Raw genomic sequence first — 19,433 nt, forward strand, 5'->3', positions numbered from 1 at the left:
CTACCCCCGGCCCGCCCAGCGGTGCAACGCCCCCTCCGCCCACGCCCGGTCGGCGGGGGACAGGTCCGCGATGCCGACGCTGTGGTTGCCGCCCGGCACCCACAGGAGCCGTGAGTCGGCACCCCCGGGACGGAAGTGCTCGGCGACCGAGGGGTCCTGGGCGCCGTTGACGAACAGCATGCGGCTGCCCCGACGGCGGACCCAGCGGTCGATGTCCGGCATGGCCGCGCTGTCGAACACCATGGGGACGTCCCGGGGGACGAAGGTGCGCGCCGCGATGCCGTCGGGGTGGCGCAGCAGGTCCGCCACGTGGCCGGTGGGGATCTCGCCGTACCCCAGCTGCGTGCCGATCTGGTACCAGTACGGGACGTACCGCCGCGCCGCCGTGTCGGCGTACAGGGGCAGCCCCGCCCATGCGTCCAGCCACGCGTACAGCTCGTCGGCCGTCGCCTCCGGGCCGGGGATCGTGGCGACGTCGGCCGGTGTCGCGCGCTGCCAGAACATGAACAGCACGCGCACGACGGCGATCTCGAACGCCTTGTCGGCGCTGCCGACGAGGCGGAAGGTGTCGCCCTTGGCGGCGGCCCAGGCCTCGTAGCGGGCGACCATCTCGGTCCGGCGCAGCAGCAACTGCCGCTGGGCGGCCTTGACGGCCTCGCGGCCGGGAGCGGTGCCGACCGTCTCCAGGAAGCGGAGGTAGCAGGAGTCGTCGCGGTCGTCGGTGTTGTTCGGCGCCGAGTAGACGACCGTGCCGTCCACGTCCCGGGGGTGGAAGCGGCGGTGGTAGACGCTCGTCATGCCGCCCTTGCTGCCGCCGGTGGAGAGCCACGCGCCGGGGTAGAGCCGGCGGAAGAGGCCGACGACGCGGTGGTGGTTGTCGGCGGCCTGGCGGATCGTGAGGTGCGCGTAGCCGGGTCCGGCGGGGAGTGAGGTGCCGAAGTAGCGGTGTTCCACCTGGAGTTGGTTGGCGCCCAGCAGCATCGCCGGTTCGCTCCGCCGCGGTGTGAGGACCGCGTGGTAGCCCGTGCTGAACAGCACCGTGGGCCGGTCGGCGGCGGTGTGGAGCAGGGTGAGGCGCTGCTCGAAGGTGCCCGCCGCGGGGTCCGTGTGGTCGACCGGCTGGCGCAGGCCCAGGACGAAGTGCCGGTACCCGGGCTCGGCGTCCTGCCGTTCCTCGACCAGCCGCAGTCCGGGCAGGGCCCGTAAGGCGTCGGCCACGTCGGTGTTCCCGGTGCGGGCCTTCGCTGCCGCCGCCCGCGCGGGCGGGGCCGCCGCGGTGGCGAGGCCCGCCGCAGGGAAGGCCGTGGCCGCCGCTGAGGTGAGCAGCCGTCGTCTGGTCCATGCGGTCATGAGCCGAGTCCTCCCGGGGGTCCGTGCGGCGGGGGTGCGCCGGTCGCGGGCCGCGACCGCCTCAGTACATCCGCCGCACGCCCCGGGAGGATCCCGCGTGCGGGGGTCCGCTCTCCCTCGCGCGGGGGAGGCTCATGACTCCTCGCCGGCCGTGCCCTCCTCCCGTCCTTCCCGCTGCTGTCGTCGCTCCTGGAGCTTGCGCAGCAGTTCGCGCTTCTGCGCCTGCGGGTCGAGACCGCCGCCGATCCGGCCGGCCCGGCCGCCGCCGCGCAGCGCCTCTCGGCCGAGGTTCCGGCGCGATCCTCCGACGCCCAGCATGTTTCCGGCTCCGCCTCGGGTCATTCCGGGCTCCTTCCCCGACTACCGATACGTGACGAGACGGTGCGTCTCGCCTAGCCTCCACTGTCAGCGAGACGCTCCGTCTTGTCAACCTGATAAGTTCGTCCCATGGCCGTCCAGAAGTCCGAACAGTCCGCACAGTCCGCCCCCGCCAAGTCCGCCCCCGACGCCACCCGGCGCAGTGAGAGGTCCCGCCGCGCCATCTACGACGCCGCCCTCGCCCTCGTCGCCGAGGCCGGCTACCCGAAGACCACCATCGAGGGCATCGCCGCCCGCGCCGGTGTCGGGAAGCAGACGATCTACCGGTGGTGGTCGTCCAAGGCGGACGTGCTGATGGAGGCCTTCCTCGACCTGGCCGAGCAGTCCACGCCGGAGGCGGGGCCGGTGGCGTACACCTTCCCGGACACCGGCGACGTCGCCGCCGACGTCAAGGCCGTCCTGCGCGCCACCGTCGACCAGCTGCGCGACCCGCGGTTCGAGGTGCCGTCCCGCGCCCTGGCCGCCGAGGGCGTCGTCAACGAACAGCTCGGGCGCGAGCTCGTGGCCAAGCTGATGCAGCCCTCACTCGACCTCTACATCGGCCGGCTGCGCGCCGCGCAGGACGCCGGGCAGGTCCGGGCCGACATCGACCCGCGCATCGCCCTGGAGTTCTTCATCTCCCCGCTCGCCCAGCGCTGGCTCCAGCACACCGGCCCGATCTCCTACGAGTACACCGACACCCTCGTCGACTACGCCCTTCACGGCCTCGCGCCGCGCTGAGCGGCCCGGGCCAGCCGGCCCGGCGCGTCCGTGATGACCCCGTCGCAGCCCAGCGCCAGCACCCGGTCCCGCTGCGCGTCCGTCACCACGGTGTGCGCCCACACCCGCGGGATCCCCGAGCGCACCGCCCGCACCAGGTCCGCGTCGCGCGCCCGGTGGTCCACGTCCAGCAGGTCGACGTACGACCGCCAGCGCTCGGGGCGGTCCGTGCGCAGCTGCTCCGCCGAGCGCCACAACTGCGCCAGCAGGCCGAGGCGGTGGACGCGTCGGGCCACCTCCGGGTCGTTGGAGTTCACGAACACCGAGCGGGTCAGGCCGCGGTCCCGGATCAGCGCGGCCAGCCGGTCGATGCTGCGCGGGTCCTTCGCCTCCAGCATCAGCACGATCCGCCCGCCGAAACGATCCAGCACCTCGGCGACGGTCGGCGGCCGCTCCGACCGCCAGCTCCCCGGGAGCCGGTCCATCGGGCGCAGTCGTACGCCCTGCCACTCCCGGGCGTCCAGGCCGCGCACCGCGCCGCCCAGATGGGTCGTGCGGTTCAGGGTCTCGTCGTGGAACACCACCGGCGTGCCGTCGCGCAGCAGCCGCGTGTCGAAGTCCAGCACCTGCGCCGTACCGCGCGCGTAGGCGGTCATCAGCCCCGACATGCTGTTCTCGGGGACCTCGCGGGCGCCCCCGCGATGGGCGACGTAGGTGATCCGGGGGAGTGCCGCCACGGTCAGGGGGCCCGCGCCCCACTCCAGCGGGGCCGGGGCGCGGCCGCCGGGTCCCGTGAGGGTCAGCGAGACCACGGAAGCCGCGGAGGCCAGGCCCGTCAGCGCGATCCTTGTGACCATGGCGACCACGGTAGGACGCCATGTCATGGCAAAGCGGGCAATGACACCCGATGGTGCGCGAAGTGCGCCTCGTCCTGGCGGCATATGCCTCGCCCCACCGGTCCCCGTCTCGGCCCTCCTGCCCCGGATGTGGGCACTGGCCCCCCGGTGCGCGGGAAGATGGGACCATAGGGCATGCTGTTCCGCACGACGGCGAGGCGAGGGGATAGATGAGCGCGGAGTTCGGCGGCCGGACCGGCCTGCAGGGCAAACTCACCCAGTGGCTGCGCGCGGGGCGCCGGCCGAAGGAGACCGCCGGGGACGGCGGCCGTGAGGTCCTGCTGCTCGCCGCCGCCGGCGCGGGACTGCCTCTGGCGCCCGCCGCCCACCCGGCCGGATACCGCTGCTCCTGCGACCGCGTCGGCTGTCCCACCCCGGCCCGGCACCCGGTGTCCTTCGCCTGGCAGACGCAGTCGACCACCGACCGCGCCCAGATCGAGCGCTGGGCCCGCCACCAGCCGCAGGCCAACTTCATCACCGCGACCGGCATGGTGCACGACGTCCTCGACGTGCCCCTCGACGCCGGTCGCGCCGCGTTGGAGCGGCTGCTCTCCGAGGGCGTCGAGGTCGGGCCGGTCGCCGAGAGCGACGACGGCCGCATGCTGTTCTTCACCCTCACGCGCGGCACGCCCGAGGACGAGGACGAGTGGTGGCCCTGCGAGCTGGACTGCCACCCCGAGACGATGGACGAGCACCCCGGGCTGCGCTGGCACTGCCGGGGCTCCTACGTCCTCGTCCCGCCGGCGCGGTTGCCGGGCGAGGACCAGGCGGTGCGCTGGGTGCGCGGGCCCGAGCACGCCCTGCCGGATCCGCTGAGCCTGCTGGAGGTGCTCACGGAGGTCTGCGCCCGGTACGTCGGTGAAGAGGCCGACCCCGCGGGCGCGGGCTGGCCGCTGCGGCACTGAGTCCTCTCGGAACCGGGCCGCGGCCCACCGAACCGTGCGGCCCTCGGCTACGAGCCCTCCGCGGACGTCATGCCCTGGATCCTCCCCAGGATCGTCACCTTGCCCTGCCCCTTCGGGTCCAGCGCGACCTCGTTCGAGACGAACTCCATCATCAGGGACTGCTTGATCTCGCCCTTGGTCAGCGCGAGGACGTCCTTGTTCGGGACGGGGAACGACGTGCCCGTGTGGGCCGTCTGCTTCTCGTAGTGCCGCGTGGTGAAGAACACCAGCGCGCCGCCGTCCGTCGTGCGCAGCGCCAGCGGCGCGTAGTCGCCGTTCGTCAGCGGCTCGTCGATGTACTGGGTGACCAGGCCCGGCTTCTTGGCGTTCTTCTGCCGCAGGGCACGCCACTGGCTGGTGTGCGGGCCGTCCGCGAAGGTCTCCCCGCCGTTCTTCAGGTACGTCGTGTAGGTCTGGCTCAGGCCGCCGGGGTCGGCGGCCAGGTCGGTCGCGTCCACGGGGACCGGCTCGGCCCAGCCGTCGGCGTCCTTCTTGAACGCGGGGACCTTGCCGGGCGCGACGAGCGTCAGGTACGCCACCTGGAACGGGTCGTCCAGGCTGCTGCGGGTGAACACGAGGAGCCAGCGGGCGGTGCCACCCTTGTTGCCGGCTGCGTCGACGAGGAACCAGCGGGGCCAGCCGGCCTTCTTCGGGATCGTGAACTTCGCGTCCGTCAGCTCCAGGGGGGTGTGGTTGGGGTTGCCGTCCGGGTTGTTCGCCTTCCCGGCCTTGAGGCGGGCCGAGTCGATGTCGGCGAGGGCACCGGTGGTGTGCTCGGCGTCCAGGCCGCCGTCGTAGGCCTTGTCGGCCGCGTTGTACGCGGCCGTGAACTCCTCCAGGGCCTTGGCGGCTTCCGCGCGGGTGGTGGACGGGAGGATCTCCCGTTCGCCGTGCACCACCACGCATCCGCTCGCCGTCATCGACAAAGCGGTCACTGACGCTGCTATGAGGGCGCTCCGGGCGGGCCTGCGGAGCGTTCGAGGGTCGCGATCCCTGCTCATCGGGTTCCTTCACCTTCCCCTTTCCGGAGGCGAACCCTACCGGGTGCCTCCGGCGGTCGGGCGGGGGTGGGGTGGCGGGGTGTGGTGGTCACGCCGTGTCGCGTGCCGGGGTCACCGCCGGTGTCCGGCTCGGGGCGAGGAACAGCGCCAGGGTCGGGATCAAGTACAGCAGCCACACCGTCACTTGGAGGGTCGTGGGGTCCGGCTGGAAGTTGAACACGCCCTTCAGGAGGGTGCCGTACCAGCTGTCGGGCGGGATGGCACCGGAGATGTCGAAGGCCTTGTCGCCGAGGCCGGGCAGGAAGTCGGCCTCCTGGAGGTCGTGGAAGCCGTACGCCAGGACGCCCGCCGCGACCACGACCAGCAGCGCGCCGGTGTACGTGAAGAACTTGGACAGGTTGATGCGCAGGGCGCCCCGGTAGAACAGCCAGCCCAGGAGGACCGCCGTGAGCAGGCCCAGCGCCACGCCGAGCAGGGGCTTCGGGGTGCCGTCGCTCGCCGCGTGCACCGACGCCCAGACGAACAGGGCCGTCTCCAGGCCCTCCCGGCCGACCGCCAGGAACGCCGTGGCGACCAGCGCGCCCGTGCCCACCGCGAGCGCCGCGTCCAGCCGGCCGTGCAGCTCCGCCTTCAGGTGCCGGGCCGTGCGACGCATCCAGAACACCATCCACGTCACCAGGCCGACCGCGAGGATCGACAGCGAGCCGCCGAGCGCCTCCTGCGCCTGGAACGTCAGCTCCTGGGAGCCGAATTCGAGGGCGCAGCCGAAGCCGAGCGCTCGTCCGTGGCCGTCACGGCGATCACGTGGTCGCCGTCCGTCGCGCCGCTCTTCTCGGTGCAGCCGGTGACGGCGGTCAGGGCCGCCGCGGCGGCTGTCACGACGGAAACGGGGCTGGCGGGTCGCATGAGAGCTCCAAGGGACAGTTCCGTCGTCCGCCCCGGCTGACCTGTGCGGCCTCGGGCGCCCGGGCGATGCTTGAATGCCCCCGTGACTGACTACGACGTGCTCCGCGTCTTCTGCGGCCCGAACGGCGGATACGGCAACGAACTCGGTGTCGTGCGCGACGGCTCGGCGCTGCCCGAGCGGAACGACCGGCAGGAGCTCGCCGCGAAGCTCGGGTTCAGCGAGACCGTGTTCGTCGACGACCCCGAGCGCGGGGTGATCGACATCTACACGCCCACCTCGCGGCTGCCCTTCGCCGGGCACCCCTGCGTCGGGACGGCGTGGCTGCTCGACGTGCCCGAACTGGTCACGCCCGCCGGAGTGGTCGGCGCCCGGCAGGACGGGGAGTTCTGCTGGATCGAGGCGCGTGCGGACTGGGCGCCGCCGCGCACCCTGCGCCAGTACGCCACCGCCGCCGAGGTCGACGACCTGGCCGTACCGCCGCCGGGGGAATGGGTTTACGCCTGGGCGTGGGAGGACGAGCCCGCCGGGCGGATCCGGGCCCGGGCCTTCCCCGGCCGGGGCGACGGCATCGACGAGGACGAGGCGACCGGGGCCGCGGCCCTGCTGCTCACCGACCGGCTGGGCCGGGCCCTCAACATCACCCAGGGCGCGGGCTCCCAGATCCTCACCGCGCCCCAGCCGGGCGGGTGGACCGAGGTCGGTGGCCGGGTGCACCTCGAACGCTGACCCGGGCGGCGCGCGCCCGTACGGGTGGAACAGCGTGTGTGCGCGGCGGCGAACGGGACCTCCGGGCGTGACCAAGCACCACCGCGAGAGGATTCTCATGCGCATTCGATCCGCTCTGGCCGTAGCCGCCCTGACCGTCTCCGTGACCGCCGTCGGCGTGGCCACCGCCGCCGGCGACGGCCAGGGGCACCGCAAGGACCACCACGTGGCGTGCAGCCCGTACTTCGGTCAGCTCGAGGCCGAGACCGCCGAGACGGAGTGGGGCGGCGCGGTCTGCCACAACGGCCCGTTCGACATCTGAGCAGGACGGACCCGACGCTCTCCGGAGCGGGCACCGGGGCCCTCCCGACGCGTGCGAGGGGCCCCGGCCCGTTCACGCCGACAGCGGGAACTCCTCGCCCAGCGCCTGGAAGACCGCGTTGTTCAGCGCGTAGGCCCGCTTGCACTCAGCGACGACGCGCTGCCGCTCCAGCTCGTCCCCGGGTACCGCGTCCAGCAGCTCCCAGTAATCGCGCTTGAAGGCGGCCGGGTTGGGGATCTCCTCGAAGACGTAGAAGCGGACGCCGTCGCCCTTGCTCGGGAAGCCCCACGTCTTCTCGGCCGTGGCGCGGATGATCTGCCCGCCGGAGAGGTCGCCGAGGTAGCGCGTGTAGTGGTGGGCGACGTAGCCGGCCGGCCAGGTGCGGGCGCACTCGGTGATCCGGTCCGCGTACTCCAGCGTCGCGGGCAGCGCGCTGATGCCCGACCGCCAGCCCGGGCCGCGCAGGTACTCCAGGTCCTGCTCCAGCGAGGCCATCCGGAACAGCTCCGGGCGGACGAACGGCCCGGCCACCGGGTCCGCGGCCAGTTGCTCGGCGCCGGACTCCAGCGCCGTGTACACGAACCACAGTTGCTCCGTGTAGCGCGCGAACGCGTCGACCCCGAGTTTGTGTCCCAGCAGGTCGCTCAGGAAGGTCGAGGCCCTGACCTCCTCGTGCTGCTCGCGGGAAGCGGACCGGATGACGGTCGAGAAGGAATCCATGGGCCCACTTTCTATGGTTAGGCTAACCTAAGTCAATAAGTTTGCCGACTGGTCGTCGGTAACCTTCCCGACGCACTGTCGGTAAAAACCTCAGCAACGGAATCACACAAGGCCACGGAATCACACAAGGCCACGGCATCACACAAGGCGACGGCCCGCCCTCCGAGGAGAGCGGGCCGTCCGACGGTCTGTGTGCGGTCCTACGGCAGCGTGAGGATCTCCGCGCCCGTGTCCGTCACCACCAGCGTGTGCTCGAACTGGGCCGTCCGCTTCCGGTCCTTCGTCACGACCGTCCAGCCGTCGTCCCACATGTCGTACTCGTGCGTGCCGAGGGTCAGCATCGGCTCGATGGTGAACGTCATGCCGGGCTGGATGACGGTCGTCGCGTGCGGGCTGTCGTAGTGGGGGATGATCAGGCCCGAGTGGAAGGACGAGTTGATGCCGTGTCCGGTGAAGTCCCGGACCACCCCGTAGCCGAAGCGCTTGGCGTACGACTCGATGACCCGGCCGATGATGTTGATCTGCCGGCCCGGCTTGACCGCCTTGATCGCCCGGTTGAGGGACTCCCGGGTCCGCTCCACCAGCAGGCGCGACTCCTCGTCGACGTCACCCACCAGGTACGTGGCGTTGTTGTCGCCGTGCACCCCGCCGATGTACGCCGTCACGTCCAGGTTGATGATGTCGCCGTCGCGCAGCACCGTGGAATCCGGGATGCCGTGGCAGATCACCTCGTTGACGCTGGTGCACAGCGACTTGGGGAAGCCGCGGTAGCCGAGCGTCGAGGGGTAGGCGCCGTGGTCGCACATGTACTCGTGCGCCACCTTGTCCAGCTCGTCCGTGGTCACGCCGGGGGCGATCAGCTTCGCGGCCTCCGCCATCGCCCGGGCGGCGATCCGGCCGGCGACGCGCATCGCCTCGATCGTCTCGGGCGTCTGCACCTCCGGCCCGGTGTACGGCGTCGGCGCGGGCTTGCCGACGTACTCGGGGCGGCGGATGTTTCCGGGCACGGAACGGGTGGGGGACAGCTCCCCCGGGACGAGCAGCGACTGGCCAGACATGCCAGCGAGTCTAACCAGCCCCCGTGGGGGAACATGTCGGTGGCGAGAGGAGCTGGTCATGGCCCTGTTCAAGAAGCGGACGGTCGGCAAGCCGGGCGAGTGGTACTACTGCCTGGAGCACAGGAAGGTCGAGGAGGGGCCGGAGTGCCCGGGCAAGGACCGCTTCGGCCCGTACGCGAGCCGCACCGAGGCCGAGCACGCGATGGAGACCGCCCGCGAACGCAACCTCCAGTGGGAGAACGACCCCAGGTGGCACGACGCCCCGGCGGGCGGCCGCGAGGAGAACTGACACACCCGGACGCCCAGGCCCGATGCCGCCCCGGTCGTCCGTCCCGCCCGCACTCCGCGACGCGGTCGCCGTGAGCGACGGGGGACGGACGGCCGCCCGGGCCTGTTGATGGGCAGCCGGTGGGATCGGATGCCCGCCCGGGGGATCCCGCCCGGGGGTATCTCGGGGGTATCGGTGGGTCGGCGGCGGGCTCTGGACACCCCCCTAGTGGTGGGCAGGCGGCGGTGTCGGACGTCCGCCCGGTTCTGCCGGTGGGACCGCAGCGAGCCCCGACGCGCGCCCGGGCCTGCCGACGAGCAGGCGGTGGGGCCGGGGCGCCCCGGGTCATCGGCGGGCTGGCAGGGGGGCCCGGATGCCCGCCGGGGCTACCAGCGGGTCGGTGGTGGGGCCGTCAGGTGTTCTGTCAGTCTCGACAAGCGGTCCCGGAAGCGGCGTCGGCCCCGCGGTGGGGTCGGGAGGGCGTTCTCCCCGGCCGCCGCGCTGACCAGGTGTTGGACCGTGTCCAGGTCCAGCTCCGAGCCGTCCGGGACGGCCAGGGCCTCGTGGGCCATCGCGGGCAGCTCACCCCGGCCGGGGCCGAGGGCCAGGACCGTCGCCCCGGCCCGGCGGGCGTCGGACACCCGCTCCAGGAGGGGCGCGCAAGGAGCCCCGGGGGCCACCACCAGAAGCGTCTCGCCGCGCCGGGCCGCCTCCAGCCGGCCGAGACCCACCGCCAGATGCGCCGGGTCCGAGGGGCGCGCGTCGTGCCGTACCAGCGTCGGGGCCAGCTCCGGCATGCCCGACCAGGCGGCCTCGTCCACCAGATGCGCCGCCAGGTGCCACGGCTCGTACTCCGGCGTGCCGACCAGCAGCAGACCGCCCCCGTGCGACATCACCGAGCCCCGCAGCGCCCCGGCGAACCGCCGCGTCGCCCCCAGCCACTCCGTCCCGGCGAGCACTTCCCGCAGCAGCGCCACCCGTACCGCATCCATACGACCGCATCCTGCCCGAACCGGTCACTCGTGACGTGGAGTTCACCACCCATTCGCCCGGCCTGGGTAGGCAGACCGGTCACCCGTTCCGTCGTCGAACGACCGGAGGAACCCGCCGATGACCGAGACAAGCGTCCCCTTCCGCGCCGGCCGGGAGGGGTACGCCAGCTTCCGTATCCCCGCCGTCGTCGCCACCGTCCCCCACTCTCGGCTCCGCTCGAGCGGGGGCACCCCCATCGGCACCCTGCTCGCCTTCTGCGAGGGCCGGGTCGGCTCCCGGGACGACTTCGGGAACATCGACGTCGTACTGAAGCGCTCCACGGACGGCGGCCGCACCTGGGGCCCGCTCCAGGTCGCCGCGCGCAACGGCGACGCCCTCGCCGGCAACCCGGCCCCCGTCGTCCTCCACACCGGCCGCGTCGTCCTCGTGCACGTACGCAACGCGGCCCTCGCCACCGAGGACGCCATCCGCCGCGGCAAGGTGGCCGCGGCGGACGGACGCCGCGTGTGGGTGCAGCACAGCGACGACGAGGGCCTGACGTGGTCGGCGCCGCGGGAGATCACCCAGGAGACCAAGAAGCCGCAGTGGCGCTGGTACGCCACCACCCCCGGGCACGCGATCCAGCTGAGCACCGGACGGATCGTCGTCCCCGCCAACCACTCCCTGCCGCCCACCGGCACCGACAACGGCACGGAGGGCAGTTACAACGGCGGCCACTGCCTGCTCAGCGACGACGAGGGTGCCACCTGGCGCATCGGCTACGTCGACGACAACACCGACGGCTACATCAACGCCAACGAGACCACCGCCGCCGAACTCCCCGACGGCCGCGTCTACTTCAACACCCGCAACGACTCCCCCTCGCCCGGCACCCGCGCCGACGCCCACTCCGCCGACGGCGGGCAGACCCTGCTGAAGCCCTTCCGTCCGCAGGCGGGCCTGTCCGCCCCCGTGTGCCAGGCGAGCGTCCTCCAACTCCGCGACCCCGACGTGCTGCTGTACTCCGGGCCCGCCGACCCGGGCTTCCGCGCCCTGATGACGATCCGCGCCTCCATCGACGGCGGCACCACCTGGTACCCGGCCCACACGGTGGACGGACTGCCCGCCGCCTACTCCGACCTGGTCCGCGTCGACCCGGACACCGTCGGACTGCTGTACGAGACCGGCGACTTCAGCGCCTACGAGACGATCACCTTCCGGCGGGTGCCCGTGACGGAGCTGACCTGAGCCGGTCGGGGCGGGACCGCGGTCGTAGAGTCGGGGCCATGACCTCTACCGACAGTGCTGCCACCGACCGCGCCCAGAAGGCCCCCGCCAAGGACCCCTGGGACCTGCCCGACGTCTCCGGACTCGTCGTCGGGGTGCTCGGCGGGACCGGACCCCAGGGCAAGGGCCTCGCCTACCGGCTCGCCAAGGCCGGGCAGAAGGTGATCATCGGCTCCCGGGCCGCCGACCGCGCGCAGGCCGCCGCCGAGGAACTCGGCCACGGCGTCGAGGGCGCCGACAACGCCGAGACCGCGCGCCGCAGCGACATCGTGATCGTCGCCGTGCCCTGGGACGGCCACGGCAAGACCCTGGAGTCCCTGCGCGAGGAACTGGCCGGCAAGCTCGTCGTCGACTGCGTCAACCCGCTCGGCTTCGACAAGAAGGGCGCCTACGCCCTCAAGCCCGAGGAGGGCAGCGCCGCCGAGCAGGCCGCCGCCCTGCTGCCGGACTCCCGGGTCACGGCCGCCTTCCACCACCTGTCGGCCGTCCTGCTCCAGGACCCGGAGATCGACGAGATCGACACCGACGTCATGGTGCTCGGCGAGGTGCGCGCCGACGTGGAGATCGTCCAGGCCCTCGCCGGGCGCATCCCCGGCATGCGCGGCATCTTCGCCGGGCGGCTGCGCAACGCCCACCAGGTGGAGTCGCTGGTGGCGAACCTGATCTCCGTGAACCGCCGGTACAAGGCGCACGCCGGGCTCCGGGTCACCGACGTGTGAGCCGCTGAGGCGCATGGGGGACACTGGACGGCACCAGCAGTGCCCGCAGTGTCCCCCGACAGGAGTCGACCGAGATGCCCCGCCTTGCCCTCTACGCCCTGATCGTCTGTGTCCTCTCCGTGGCCGCGGCCGTCGTCTCCTTCACCCGGGGCAGCTTCCTGGGCATCGTGTGGGTGCTGCTGGCGGGCCTGTCGTCCAACATGTGCTGGTACTACCTCAAGCGCGCCAGGCAGCAGAAGTCCGTCACGGGCTGAGCCGTCACGCGCCGAGCCCTCAGGGCGCGGCCGAGCAGAACTCGTTCGAGCCCTGCCAGAAGCGGTACAGCTCCTGACCGCAGTAGGTCTCGACGTCGCTGATCCCGAGCGACTTCAGGATCGAGTCGATCACGTCGAAGAACACGCCGTTCACCGCGGGCAGCCACAGCAGCGCGAACACGAACAGCAGGCCGAACGGCGCGAACGGCTCCACCTGGCGCCGGATGTTGTACGACAGCCACGGCTCGATCACGCCGTAGCCGTCCAGGCCGGGCACCGGCAGGAAGTTCAGCAGCGCGGCCGTCACCTGGAGCAGCGCGAGGAACGCCAGCGCGAAGCGGAAGTCGCTCGGCACGCCGTCCAGCGCGTCCAGCCAGAACGGGGCCGTGCAGACCACCGCGAACAGCACGTTCGTCAGCGGGCCGGCGGCCGAGATCAGGCTGTGCTTCCAGCGGCCCCGGATCCGCCCGTGCTCGATGAACACCGCGCCGCCGGGCAGGCCGATCCCGCCCATGATCACGAAGATCACCGGCAGCACGATGCTGAGCAGCGCGTGCGTGTACTTCAGCGGGTTCAGGGTCAGATAGCCCTTGGCGCCGACCGAGATGTCGCCGCTGTGCAGGGCCGTGCGCGCGTGCGCGTACTCGTGCAGGCACAGCGAGACGATCCACGCCGCCGTCACGAACAGGAACACGGCGACCCCGGGCTGCTCGGCGAACCCGGTCCAGGTCGCCCATCCCGTGACCGCCGTCACGGCCAGGATCCCGACGAAGACGGGACTGATCCGCCGCTCGCTGTGGCGGCTGGTCGCGGTGGTCATGGGACTCCCTGCACTCTCGAACACGCGGTGGGACGGCCCGACCGTACCGGGCGCAGGGGGAAAACGTCTCGCGCGGGGCGGTCGGTTCCGGGGAGGGTGGGCGCATGGGGCTCTGGCACGTGATCTACGAGGACTGGCAGATGGAGTGCTGCGGCACACCGTTCTCGGTGGGGGACGAGGTGAGCTGGCCCCTGCTCCTGGAGGACGCGGACCACGTGTTCGGCGGCGGCTGGCACGACCAGCTCAGCAAGGTGTGCGGGCCGGTGGAGGACGTCGGCGGCGTCCGGGTCGTGCGGGAGGAGACCGGCCTCACGGTCGCCCTGGGCGCGGACCCCGACGACGAGGAGGACCGGCGGCCGAAGCCGGGGGACCGGATCCGGTCCGTCGGGCTGCTGTCCGTCGAGCGGCACGGCGCGCGGTGGCCGGAGGTCCGCGGCCGGGTCCGGGCCGTGCAGGTGCTGTCCCAGGCCTACGCCGAGACCGCGCCCGGCTCGCGCACGTGGGAGCCGGTGGCGGGGGAGCGGCGGCTGCGGCTGGTGGAGCGGTGCGCCGGGCGGTTCGCCGCGGGCCCGGAGGAGCAGGGGCGGCAGTGGAGGGAGTCGGGGGTGGTGGTCACCCTGGAGGTGCCGGGCACGGACTCCTGGCTCTCCCACGCCCTCCGCGAGGCCCGGTGGATCCCCCACCAGGGTGCCGGGCCCGGCACGGAGACCGAGGGCCTGCCGGCGGCTGAACTGGCGGGCCTGCTGGAGAAACTGAGCACGGTGACGGCCCCGCCGCGGGACCGGGGCCGACCGAGGCGGCGGCATGGGTGAGGGGCGGGCGCGAGAGGCCCGGGGGTACCCCTCGGCCCGGCCGCCTGCGACACGAGCCTGCCGACGCCCGTCGCACCGTCGGGCCGTCGTGACCGTCCCCACGTCACCGGAGACAATGGACCCCGTGCGCTACCGCATCCTCGGCACCACACAGGCGCTCCGCTCCGACGGCACGGCCGTCCCGGTCGGCGGGGCGCGGCTGCGTGCGTTGCTGACCGTGCTCGCCCTGCGGGCGGGCCGCACCGTGCCCGTGGCGCTGCTCGTCGACGAGGTGTGGGACGGCGATCCGCCCGCCGACGCGCCGGGGGCGCTGCAGGCGCTGGTCGGACGGCTGCGGCGGGCGCTCGGGGCGGACGCGGTCGCCTCCGCCGAGGGCGGGTACCGGCTCACGGCCGCCCCCGACGACATCGACCTGCACCGGTTCGAGCGGCTGGCCGGCGAGGGGCTGCGAGCCCTGGCCGACGGCGACCCCGCCAAGGCGGCCGTGGTCCTCGACGACGCCCTCGCCCTGTGGCGCGGCCCGGCCCTGGCCGACCTGCCCGACCGTGCCGCCGAGGCGGCCCGCTGGGACACCCGCCGCCTGGACGTGCTGCGGGCCCGCCACACCGCCGCCCTCGCCCTCGGTCAAGCCGAGCAGTCCCTGCCGGAACTGACCGCCCTGTGCGACAGCCACCCCCTGGACGAGCCCCTCCAGGCGCTGCGCCTGCGCGCCCTGCGCGACGCGGGCCGCACCGCCGAGGCCCTCGCCGCCTACGAGGACGTACGACGCCTCCTCGCCGACCGGCTGGGCACCGACCCGGGACCCGAACTGCGCGCGCTGCACACCGACTTGCTGGACGCCCCGGGCCCGGGCGGCTCCCCGGTGGCCCACCGGGCAGCGGTGCCCCCGGAGTCCCCGGTCGCCCCCGCCCCCGGCAACCTCCGCGCCCGCCTCACCTCCTTCATCGGCCGGGAGACCGACATCGAGACCATCCGGGCGGATCTCACGGCGGCCCGCCTGGTCACCCTGCTCGGCCCCGGCGGCGCCGGGAAGACCCGCCTGTCGCAGGAGGCCGCCGAGGCCGTGCGGCACGCCATGCCCGGCGGGGTGTGGCTGGCCGAACTCGCCCCCGTCGACGACCCCGCCGCCGTCCCGGAGGCCGTGCTCACCGCCGTCGGCGCCCGCGAGACCGTGCTGTACGGCGCCGGCGCCGAGGGCATCCGGGCCGCCGTCGCCGACCGGCTCGACGACCCCGTCGATCGGCTAGCCGAGCACTGCTCCCGCCCCGACATGCTGCTGATCCTCGACAACTGCGAGCACGTCGCCGACGCCGCCGCCCGGCTCGCCGAGGAACTGCTGGCGCGCTGCCCCGACCTCACCGTCCTCGCGACCAGCCGCGAACCCCTCGGCGTGCCGGGGGAGTTACTGCGCCCCGTGGAGCCACTGCCCGAGCCGGTCGCGCTGCGTCTGCTCGCCGAGCGGGGCGCGGCGGCCCGGCCCGGCTTCCGGATCGAGGACGACCCCGAGGCGTGCGCCGAGATCTGCCGCCGCCTGGACGGCCTGCCCCTGGCCATCGAACTCGCCGCCGCCCGGCTGCGGATGCTCACCCCCCGCCAGATCGCCGACCGGCTCGACGACCGCTTCCGCCTCCTCACCTCCGGCAGCCGCACCGTCCTGCCCCGCCAGCAGACCCTCAGAGCCGTCGTCGACTGGTCCTGGGACCTGCTCGACGAGGACGAACGGGACGTCCTGCGGCGGCTGTCGGTGTTCTCGGGCGGCTGCGACCTGCCCGCCGCCGAGGCGGTGTGCGGACCGGTCGCCCTGGAGGCGCTCGGCTCGCTCGTCGACCGCTCCCTGGTCGTGGCCGCGCCGCCCGGCGAGCAGGCCGACGGCGAGATGCGCTACCGGCTGCTGGAGACCGTCGCCGAGTACGCCGCCGAGCGGCTGGACGAGTCCGGGCGGCGCGCCGAGGCCGAGCGCGCCCATCTGACGTACTTCCGTGAACTCGCCCGCACCACCGACCCGTTGCTGCGCGGCCCCGGCCAGCTCGCCGCCATGCACCGGCTGGAGCGGGAGTACGAGAACCTGCGCACGGCCCTGCGGCACGCCGTCGCCCTGCGCGACGAGCAGGAGGCGCTGTGCCTCGCACTGTCCCTCGTCTGGTACTGGCAGATGCGGGACCTGCGCATCGAGGCCCGCAACTGGTGCCGCGAGGTCATGGCCCTCGGACCCGACCCGTTCACCGAGCCCGTCCGCCCCGCCGCCCCCGTCTGGCAGCGCTGCACCGACGCGCCGCCGCCGATGACCGGGGAGGTCCTGTGGGAGGCCCGGCGCGGGATCCACCTGGCCCACCTCGCCTGCATGGACACGGAACTGGAGGCCTGGCAGAACCCCCGGTCCCAGCAGAAGCTGCGCGCCATCGCTGCGACCTACGAGCCCGGCCTGCCGCAGAACTGCCGCCTGCCCGGCCTGCTCTGGTTCTTCGCCGTGATGCTCACCGGCGAGATGGACCGGCTGCGGATCATCGTCGACGCGTCCATCCGCACCTGCCGGGAGACCCCCGGTTTCGCCTGGGAGCTGGCCTCCGCCCTCCAGATGCGGGCCAACTTCCTCGCCAACCGCACCGACTGGGCGGGCGACGCCGCCCGCGACGCCGACGAGTCGCTGGAGATCTACCAGCGCCTCGGTGACGCCTGGGGCACCGCCGAGGCGCTCTCCGCCCGCGCCGAGGCCCACGAACGCCGGGGCGACTACGCCCTGGCGGCCGCCGACTACGAGGCGGCCATCGCCCACGCCGAACACCTCGGCGCCCGCGCCCAGGCCGCCGTCCTCACCGCCCGGCTCGGCAACGCCCTGCTGGAGGCCGACGAGGGCGAACGCGGCGAGCGGCTGCTGCGCGAGGTGATCGCCCAGCACGAGGACACGCACAGCGAGGCCATGCCCGCCGCCCGCCTGTTCCTCGCCGGCTGGCTCGGCATGACGGGCCGCGTTCCCGAGGCGCGCGAGCAACTGCGGCGGCTGCGCCAGGACTTCCGTATCGCCCACTTCATCGTCTTCGACGCGTACATCCTCGGCGCGGAGGGGTGGCTGGACGCCGTGGAGGGACGGTACGAGGAGTGCCTGGACCGGATCCGCGGGGCGCTCGAGCGGGCCGCCGACCCGCTCTCGGCGGCCATCGCCCCCCATATGCGCGCGGTGTACCTGACCATCGCCGCGGGGTCCCTGGCCGGCCTCGACGGCGGGCACCGGGCCCGGGACGCCGCCCTGTGCCTCGGCGCGGCCGACGCCCTGCTGCCGCCGGGGCACGTCGCCCCGCGGCAGGAGCGCGAGGCACGCGAGCAGGCGGAGCGGCGGACGCGGGCGGTGCTCGGCGACACGGCGTACGAGTCCGCGTACACGGAAGGCGGCGGCCTCTCCCCCGAGGAGGCCACCGCCCTGCTCTGACGCGGATCCGTCCGGCCCGGTCAGGCCTTCGTGCGGAACTTGTGGATCGCGATGGGCGCCATCACCGCCGTGATCGCCACCGACCAGCCGAGCGTCACCCACAGGTCGTGCGCGACCGGCCCGCCCACCATCAGACCGCGCGCGGCGTCCGCCAGCGTCGACAGCGGGTTGTAGTCGGTGAACGCCTGCAACCAGCCGGGCATCGACGTCGTCGGCGCGAAGATCGACGAGCCGAACTGGAGCGGGAACAGCACCAGGAAGCCCATCGCCTGCACGGACTGCGCGTTCTTCAGGATCACGCCCAGGGTGAGGAACACCCACATGATCGACGAGGCGAACGCCGTGGACAGCGCCACGGTCGCGAACAGCCCCGGCCAGTCGGTGATCTCGAACCCGACCGCGACGGCGACGATCATCAGCACCGCGGTTGCGAACAGCATCCGCAGAAGCTCCACCGAGATCTTCGCGAACAGCACCGAACCACGCCCGATCGGCAGGGACCGGAAGCGGTCCATGACACCGGAGTTGAAGTCCTGGCTGAAGCCGGTGCCGACGCCCTGGGACAGGGTCATGCTCATCATCGCGATCATGCCGGGGATCACGTACTGCACGTACCGGTCCTGCCCGCCGCCCAGCGCCTGCCCGATCGAGCCGCCGAAGACGAACACGAACAGCAGGGTGAAGATGACCGGCATCAGCAGCGCGTCGGCCATCGACTCCGGGTCCTTGCGGATCCACAGCAGATTGCGGCGGATCAGGGCCCCGGTGTGACGGAGGTGGCCGCGCAGCGGGATACGGGCGTCCGTCTCGGCGTCGTGGACGGTGACGGCGCTCATACGGCGGCCTCCTGAAGGTCTTCGGCGGGCATGGCGTCCTGCGGGGCACTGGCGCGATGGCCGGTGAGGGACAGGAACACCTCGTCCAGGCTGGGCAGTTCGGTGGTGATGGAGGACAGCGTGATACCGCGCGCGGTGACGGCGCCGACCACGGCGGTCAGCTGCTCGTCGCTCAGGATCGGCACGAGGACGTCACCCCGGTCGGTGTCCACGGTCGTGGTGGCGAGCCCGGTGATCCCCAGCTCGTCCAGCGCGGCGGCGAGGGGCCGCAGCTGCGTCGGATCGGCGGGTCGGACCCGCAGCGCCCGGCCGCCGACCTTCGCCTTCAGCTCCTCGATGGCGCCGCCGGCGATGACCTGGCCGCGGTCGACGACCGTCAGCTCGGAGGCCAGTTGCTCGGCCTCCTCCATGTACTGGGTGGTGAGCAGCACGGTGACCCCGTCGCCGACCATGCGCTTGACCTCGTCCCACACCTCGTTGCGGGTGCGCGGGTCGAGCCCGGTGGTCGGCTCGTCCAGGAAGAGCACGGCCGGTGCCCCGATCATCGAGGCGGCCAGGTCCAGCCTCCGCCGCATGCCGCCGGAGTACGTAGCCGCCGGCCGCTTGGCCGCCTCGGTGAGCGAGAAGCGCTCCAGCAACGCGTCGGCCCGGGTGCGGGCGTCCTTGCGGGGCAGGTCGAGCAGCCGCCCGATCATGTAGAGGTTCTCCCAGCCGGAGAGCTTCTCGTCCACGGAGGCGTACTGCCCTGTCAGGCCTATGACCCGCCGCAGCTGCCGGGGCTGCCGTACGACGTCGTACCCGGCCACGGTCGCCTGCCCCGAATCGGGCTGCAGCAGGGTGGACAGGATCCGCACCAGGGTGGTCTTCCCGGCCCCGTTCGGCCCGAGCACCCCCATCACGGTGCCCTCCCGCACGTCCAGGTCGACCCCGTCCAGTGCCCTGGTCTCCCCGTAGTGCTTCACCAGCCCCCGCACGGTGACCGCGGCGCCGCCGGTTCGTGTGTCGATTCGCGTCATGCCGACGACGGTGTCAGCGCGCACCGACAAACCACCGACAGACCA

Annotated in this window: 20 protein-coding genes and 2 pseudogenes; 10 read left to right on the plus strand and 12 right to left on the minus strand. The window is 73.1% G+C overall.

The genetic code is table 11. The features are described from left to right. Nucleotides 1-1,350 carry a S28 family serine protease gene (locus ACSUPV_RS29085; protein ID WP_436948866.1) on the minus strand — a complete coding sequence of 450 codons (1,350 nt, stop codon included), beginning with the start codon at nt 1,348-1,350 and terminating at the stop codon, nt 1-3. A gap of 132 nt (nt 1,351-1,482) precedes the next feature. Continuing rightward, the gene (locus tag ACSUPV_RS29090; RefSeq protein WP_359790589.1) at nt 1,483-1,692 is read right to left on the minus strand and encodes a DUF6243 family protein; all 210 of its coding nucleotides are present in this window, start codon (nt 1,690-1,692) and stop codon (nt 1,483-1,485) included. 105 nt (nt 1,693-1,797) lie between these two features. On the opposite strand from ACSUPV_RS29090, the gene ACSUPV_RS29095 reads away from it, so the two are divergent. After that, a complete protein-coding gene (locus tag ACSUPV_RS29095) occupies nt 1,798-2,448 on the plus strand; it encodes a TetR/AcrR family transcriptional regulator (protein ID WP_031113899.1) in 651 nt (216 codons plus the stop codon). Here the strand turns inward: ACSUPV_RS29095 and ACSUPV_RS29100 are convergent. Further along, on the minus strand, nt 2,427-3,284 hold the full coding sequence (locus ACSUPV_RS29100; RefSeq protein WP_382611355.1) for a glycerophosphodiester phosphodiesterase: 858 nt from the start codon (nt 3,282-3,284) through the stop codon (nt 2,427-2,429). The two genes, ACSUPV_RS29095 and ACSUPV_RS29100, sit on opposite strands and share 22 nt — an antisense overlap. Before the next feature lie 209 nt (nt 3,285-3,493). Here ACSUPV_RS29100 and ACSUPV_RS29105 point away from each other — a divergent pair, with 209 nt between their 5' ends. Continuing rightward, nucleotides 3,494-4,228: a bifunctional DNA primase/polymerase gene (locus ACSUPV_RS29105; protein WP_031113902.1), complete on the plus strand. Its 735-nt coding sequence runs from the start codon at nt 3,494-3,496 to the stop codon at nt 4,226-4,228. Nucleotides 4,229-4,275: 47 nt separating this feature from the next. On the opposite strand, the gene ACSUPV_RS29110 is transcribed toward ACSUPV_RS29105, so the two are convergent. The 3 genes and pseudogenes from ACSUPV_RS29110 to ACSUPV_RS29120 form a co-directional block, all read right to left on the minus strand. After that, a complete protein-coding gene (locus ACSUPV_RS29110) occupies nt 4,276-5,268 on the minus strand; it encodes a hypothetical protein (protein WP_382611352.1) in 993 nt (330 codons plus the stop codon). Continuing rightward, nucleotides 5,231-6,046 (minus strand): annotated as a pseudogene (gene efeU, locus ACSUPV_RS29115) (iron uptake transporter permease EfeU); the annotation flags it as partial. The gene ACSUPV_RS29110 and the pseudogene efeU, both read right to left, overlap by 38 nt. Beyond that, nucleotides 6,043-6,174: pseudogene (locus ACSUPV_RS29120) on the minus strand (iron uptake system protein EfeO); the annotation flags it as partial. The pseudogenes efeU and ACSUPV_RS29120, both read right to left, overlap by 4 nt. Nucleotides 6,175-6,256: 82 nt before the next feature. Here ACSUPV_RS29120 and ACSUPV_RS29125 point away from each other — a divergent pair. Both ACSUPV_RS29125 and ACSUPV_RS29130 read left to right on the plus strand, forming a co-directional pair. After that, entirely contained in the window at nt 6,257-6,901 is a 645-nt protein-coding gene (locus tag ACSUPV_RS29125; protein ID WP_031113905.1) for a PhzF family phenazine biosynthesis protein, read from the plus strand. A gap of 97 nt (nt 6,902-6,998) precedes the next feature. Continuing rightward, nucleotides 6,999-7,202 carry a hypothetical protein gene (locus ACSUPV_RS29130; RefSeq protein ID WP_382611349.1) on the plus strand — a complete coding sequence of 68 codons (204 nt, stop codon included), beginning with the start codon at nt 6,999-7,001 and terminating at the stop codon, nt 7,200-7,202. Between the two features lie 72 nt (nt 7,203-7,274). Here ACSUPV_RS29130 and ACSUPV_RS29135 read toward each other — a convergent pair whose 3' ends face one another. Continuing rightward, the gene (locus tag ACSUPV_RS29135) at nt 7,275-7,922 is read right to left on the minus strand and encodes a heme oxygenase (biliverdin-producing) (protein ID WP_359790596.1); all 648 of its coding nucleotides are present in this window, start codon (nt 7,920-7,922) and stop codon (nt 7,275-7,277) included. 200 nt (nt 7,923-8,122) lie between these two features. After that, nucleotides 8,123-8,980: a type I methionyl aminopeptidase gene (gene map, locus ACSUPV_RS29140; protein WP_031113909.1), complete on the minus strand. Its 858-nt coding sequence runs from the start codon at nt 8,978-8,980 to the stop codon at nt 8,123-8,125. A gap of 58 nt (nt 8,981-9,038) precedes the next feature. Between map and ACSUPV_RS29145 the strand changes: the two genes are divergently transcribed. Continuing rightward, nucleotides 9,039-9,269 (plus strand): hypothetical protein, encoded by a 231-nt coding sequence (locus ACSUPV_RS29145; protein WP_031113910.1) that lies wholly within the window; start codon nt 9,039-9,041, stop codon nt 9,267-9,269. Between the two features lie 365 nt (nt 9,270-9,634). On the opposite strand, the gene ACSUPV_RS29150 is transcribed toward ACSUPV_RS29145, so the two are convergent. After that, a complete protein-coding gene (locus ACSUPV_RS29150) occupies nt 9,635-10,240 on the minus strand; it encodes a hypothetical protein (protein ID WP_037763115.1) in 606 nt (201 codons plus the stop codon). Between the two features lie 118 nt (nt 10,241-10,358). On the opposite strand from ACSUPV_RS29150, the gene ACSUPV_RS29155 reads away from it, so the two are divergent. From ACSUPV_RS29155 to ACSUPV_RS29165, 3 genes are all read left to right on the plus strand, one after another. Then, the gene (locus ACSUPV_RS29155) at nt 10,359-11,468 is read left to right on the plus strand and encodes a sialidase family protein (RefSeq protein ID WP_436948867.1); all 1,110 of its coding nucleotides are present in this window, start codon (nt 10,359-10,361) and stop codon (nt 11,466-11,468) included. A gap of 38 nt (nt 11,469-11,506) precedes the next feature. Next, nucleotides 11,507-12,226 carry an NADPH-dependent F420 reductase gene (npdG, locus tag ACSUPV_RS29160; RefSeq protein ID WP_031113917.1) on the plus strand — a complete coding sequence of 240 codons (720 nt, stop codon included), beginning with the start codon at nt 11,507-11,509 and terminating at the stop codon, nt 12,224-12,226. A 74-nt stretch (nt 12,227-12,300) separates the two neighbouring features. Beyond that, complete coding sequence (locus tag ACSUPV_RS29165; protein WP_031113918.1) at nt 12,301-12,480, plus strand: hypothetical protein; 180 nt, start codon at nt 12,301-12,303, stop codon at nt 12,478-12,480. Between the two features lie 19 nt (nt 12,481-12,499). Here ACSUPV_RS29165 and ACSUPV_RS29170 read toward each other — a convergent pair whose 3' ends face one another. Further along, nucleotides 12,500-13,300: a site-2 protease family protein gene (locus ACSUPV_RS29170; RefSeq protein WP_031113919.1), complete on the minus strand. Its 801-nt coding sequence runs from the start codon at nt 13,298-13,300 to the stop codon at nt 12,500-12,502. Nucleotides 13,301-13,404: 104 nt separating this feature from the next. On the opposite strand from ACSUPV_RS29170, the gene ACSUPV_RS29175 reads away from it, so the two are divergent. Both ACSUPV_RS29175 and ACSUPV_RS29180 read left to right on the plus strand, forming a co-directional pair. Further along, on the plus strand, nt 13,405-14,112 hold the full coding sequence (locus tag ACSUPV_RS29175) for a DUF6578 domain-containing protein (protein ID WP_359790598.1): 708 nt from the start codon (nt 13,405-13,407) through the stop codon (nt 14,110-14,112). Nucleotides 14,113-14,227: 115 nt separating this feature from the next. Continuing rightward, entirely contained in the window at nt 14,228-17,536 is a 3,309-nt protein-coding gene (locus tag ACSUPV_RS29180) for a BTAD domain-containing putative transcriptional regulator (RefSeq protein WP_436949955.1), read from the plus strand. A gap of 20 nt (nt 17,537-17,556) precedes the next feature. On the opposite strand, the gene ACSUPV_RS29185 is transcribed toward ACSUPV_RS29180, so the two are convergent. Both ACSUPV_RS29185 and ACSUPV_RS29190 read right to left on the minus strand, forming a co-directional pair. Beyond that, on the minus strand, nt 17,557-18,372 hold the full coding sequence (locus ACSUPV_RS29185; protein WP_359790600.1) for an ABC transporter permease: 816 nt from the start codon (nt 18,370-18,372) through the stop codon (nt 17,557-17,559). Beyond that, the gene (locus ACSUPV_RS29190) at nt 18,369-19,388 is read right to left on the minus strand and encodes an ATP-binding cassette domain-containing protein (protein ID WP_436948868.1); all 1,020 of its coding nucleotides are present in this window, start codon (nt 19,386-19,388) and stop codon (nt 18,369-18,371) included. Before ACSUPV_RS29190 ends, ACSUPV_RS29185 begins: the two co-directional genes overlap by 4 nt. Nucleotides 19,389-19,433: the final 45 nt, after the last annotated feature.

Origin of the sequence: Streptomyces sp. SudanB52_2052, from assembly GCF_964272415.1 — a bacterium.
Taxonomy (GTDB): domain Bacteria; phylum Actinomycetota; class Actinomycetes; order Streptomycetales; family Streptomycetaceae; genus Streptomyces; species Streptomyces olindensis.

Coding starts and splice junctions, on each gene's coding strand:
- ACSUPV_RS29090 (WP_359790589.1), bottom strand. CDS start 1,692: ATGACCCGAGGCGGAGCCGGAAACATGCTGGGCGTCGGAGGATCGCGC.
- ACSUPV_RS29085 (WP_436948866.1), bottom strand. CDS start 1,350: ATGACCGCATGGACCAGACGACGGCTGCTCACCTCAGCGGCGGCCACG.
- ACSUPV_RS29135 (WP_359790596.1), bottom strand. CDS start 7,922: ATGGATTCCTTCTCGACCGTCATCCGGTCCGCTTCCCGCGAGCAGCAC.
- ACSUPV_RS29185 (WP_359790600.1), bottom strand. CDS start 18,372: ATGAGCGCCGTCACCGTCCACGACGCCGAGACGGACGCCCGTATCCCG.
- ACSUPV_RS29180 (WP_436949955.1), top strand. CDS start 14,228: ATGGACCCCGTGCGCTACCGCATCCTCGGCACCACACAGGCGCTCCGC.
- ACSUPV_RS29155 (WP_436948867.1), top strand. CDS start 10,359: ATGACCGAGACAAGCGTCCCCTTCCGCGCCGGCCGGGAGGGGTACGCC.
- ACSUPV_RS29165 (WP_031113918.1), top strand. CDS start 12,301: ATGCCCCGCCTTGCCCTCTACGCCCTGATCGTCTGTGTCCTCTCCGTG.
- ACSUPV_RS29095 (WP_031113899.1), top strand. CDS start 1,798: ATGGCCGTCCAGAAGTCCGAACAGTCCGCACAGTCCGCCCCCGCCAAG.
- map (WP_031113909.1), bottom strand. CDS start 8,980: ATGTCTGGCCAGTCGCTGCTCGTCCCGGGGGAGCTGTCCCCCACCCGT.
- ACSUPV_RS29175 (WP_359790598.1), top strand. CDS start 13,405: ATGGGGCTCTGGCACGTGATCTACGAGGACTGGCAGATGGAGTGCTGC.
- ACSUPV_RS29150 (WP_037763115.1), bottom strand. CDS start 10,240: ATGGATGCGGTACGGGTGGCGCTGCTGCGGGAAGTGCTCGCCGGGACG.
- ACSUPV_RS29110 (WP_382611352.1), bottom strand. CDS start 5,268: ATGAGCAGGGATCGCGACCCTCGAACGCTCCGCAGGCCCGCCCGGAGC.
- ACSUPV_RS29190 (WP_436948868.1), bottom strand. CDS start 19,388: ATGACGCGAATCGACACACGAACCGGCGGCGCCGCGGTCACCGTGCGG.
- ACSUPV_RS29130 (WP_382611349.1), top strand. CDS start 6,999: ATGCGCATTCGATCCGCTCTGGCCGTAGCCGCCCTGACCGTCTCCGTG.
- ACSUPV_RS29100 (WP_382611355.1), bottom strand. CDS start 3,284: ATGGTCACAAGGATCGCGCTGACGGGCCTGGCCTCCGCGGCTTCCGTG.
- ACSUPV_RS29105 (WP_031113902.1), top strand. CDS start 3,494: ATGAGCGCGGAGTTCGGCGGCCGGACCGGCCTGCAGGGCAAACTCACC.
- ACSUPV_RS29170 (WP_031113919.1), bottom strand. CDS start 13,300: ATGACCACCGCGACCAGCCGCCACAGCGAGCGGCGGATCAGTCCCGTC.
- npdG (WP_031113917.1), top strand. CDS start 11,507: ATGACCTCTACCGACAGTGCTGCCACCGACCGCGCCCAGAAGGCCCCC.
- ACSUPV_RS29145 (WP_031113910.1), top strand. CDS start 9,039: ATGGCCCTGTTCAAGAAGCGGACGGTCGGCAAGCCGGGCGAGTGGTAC.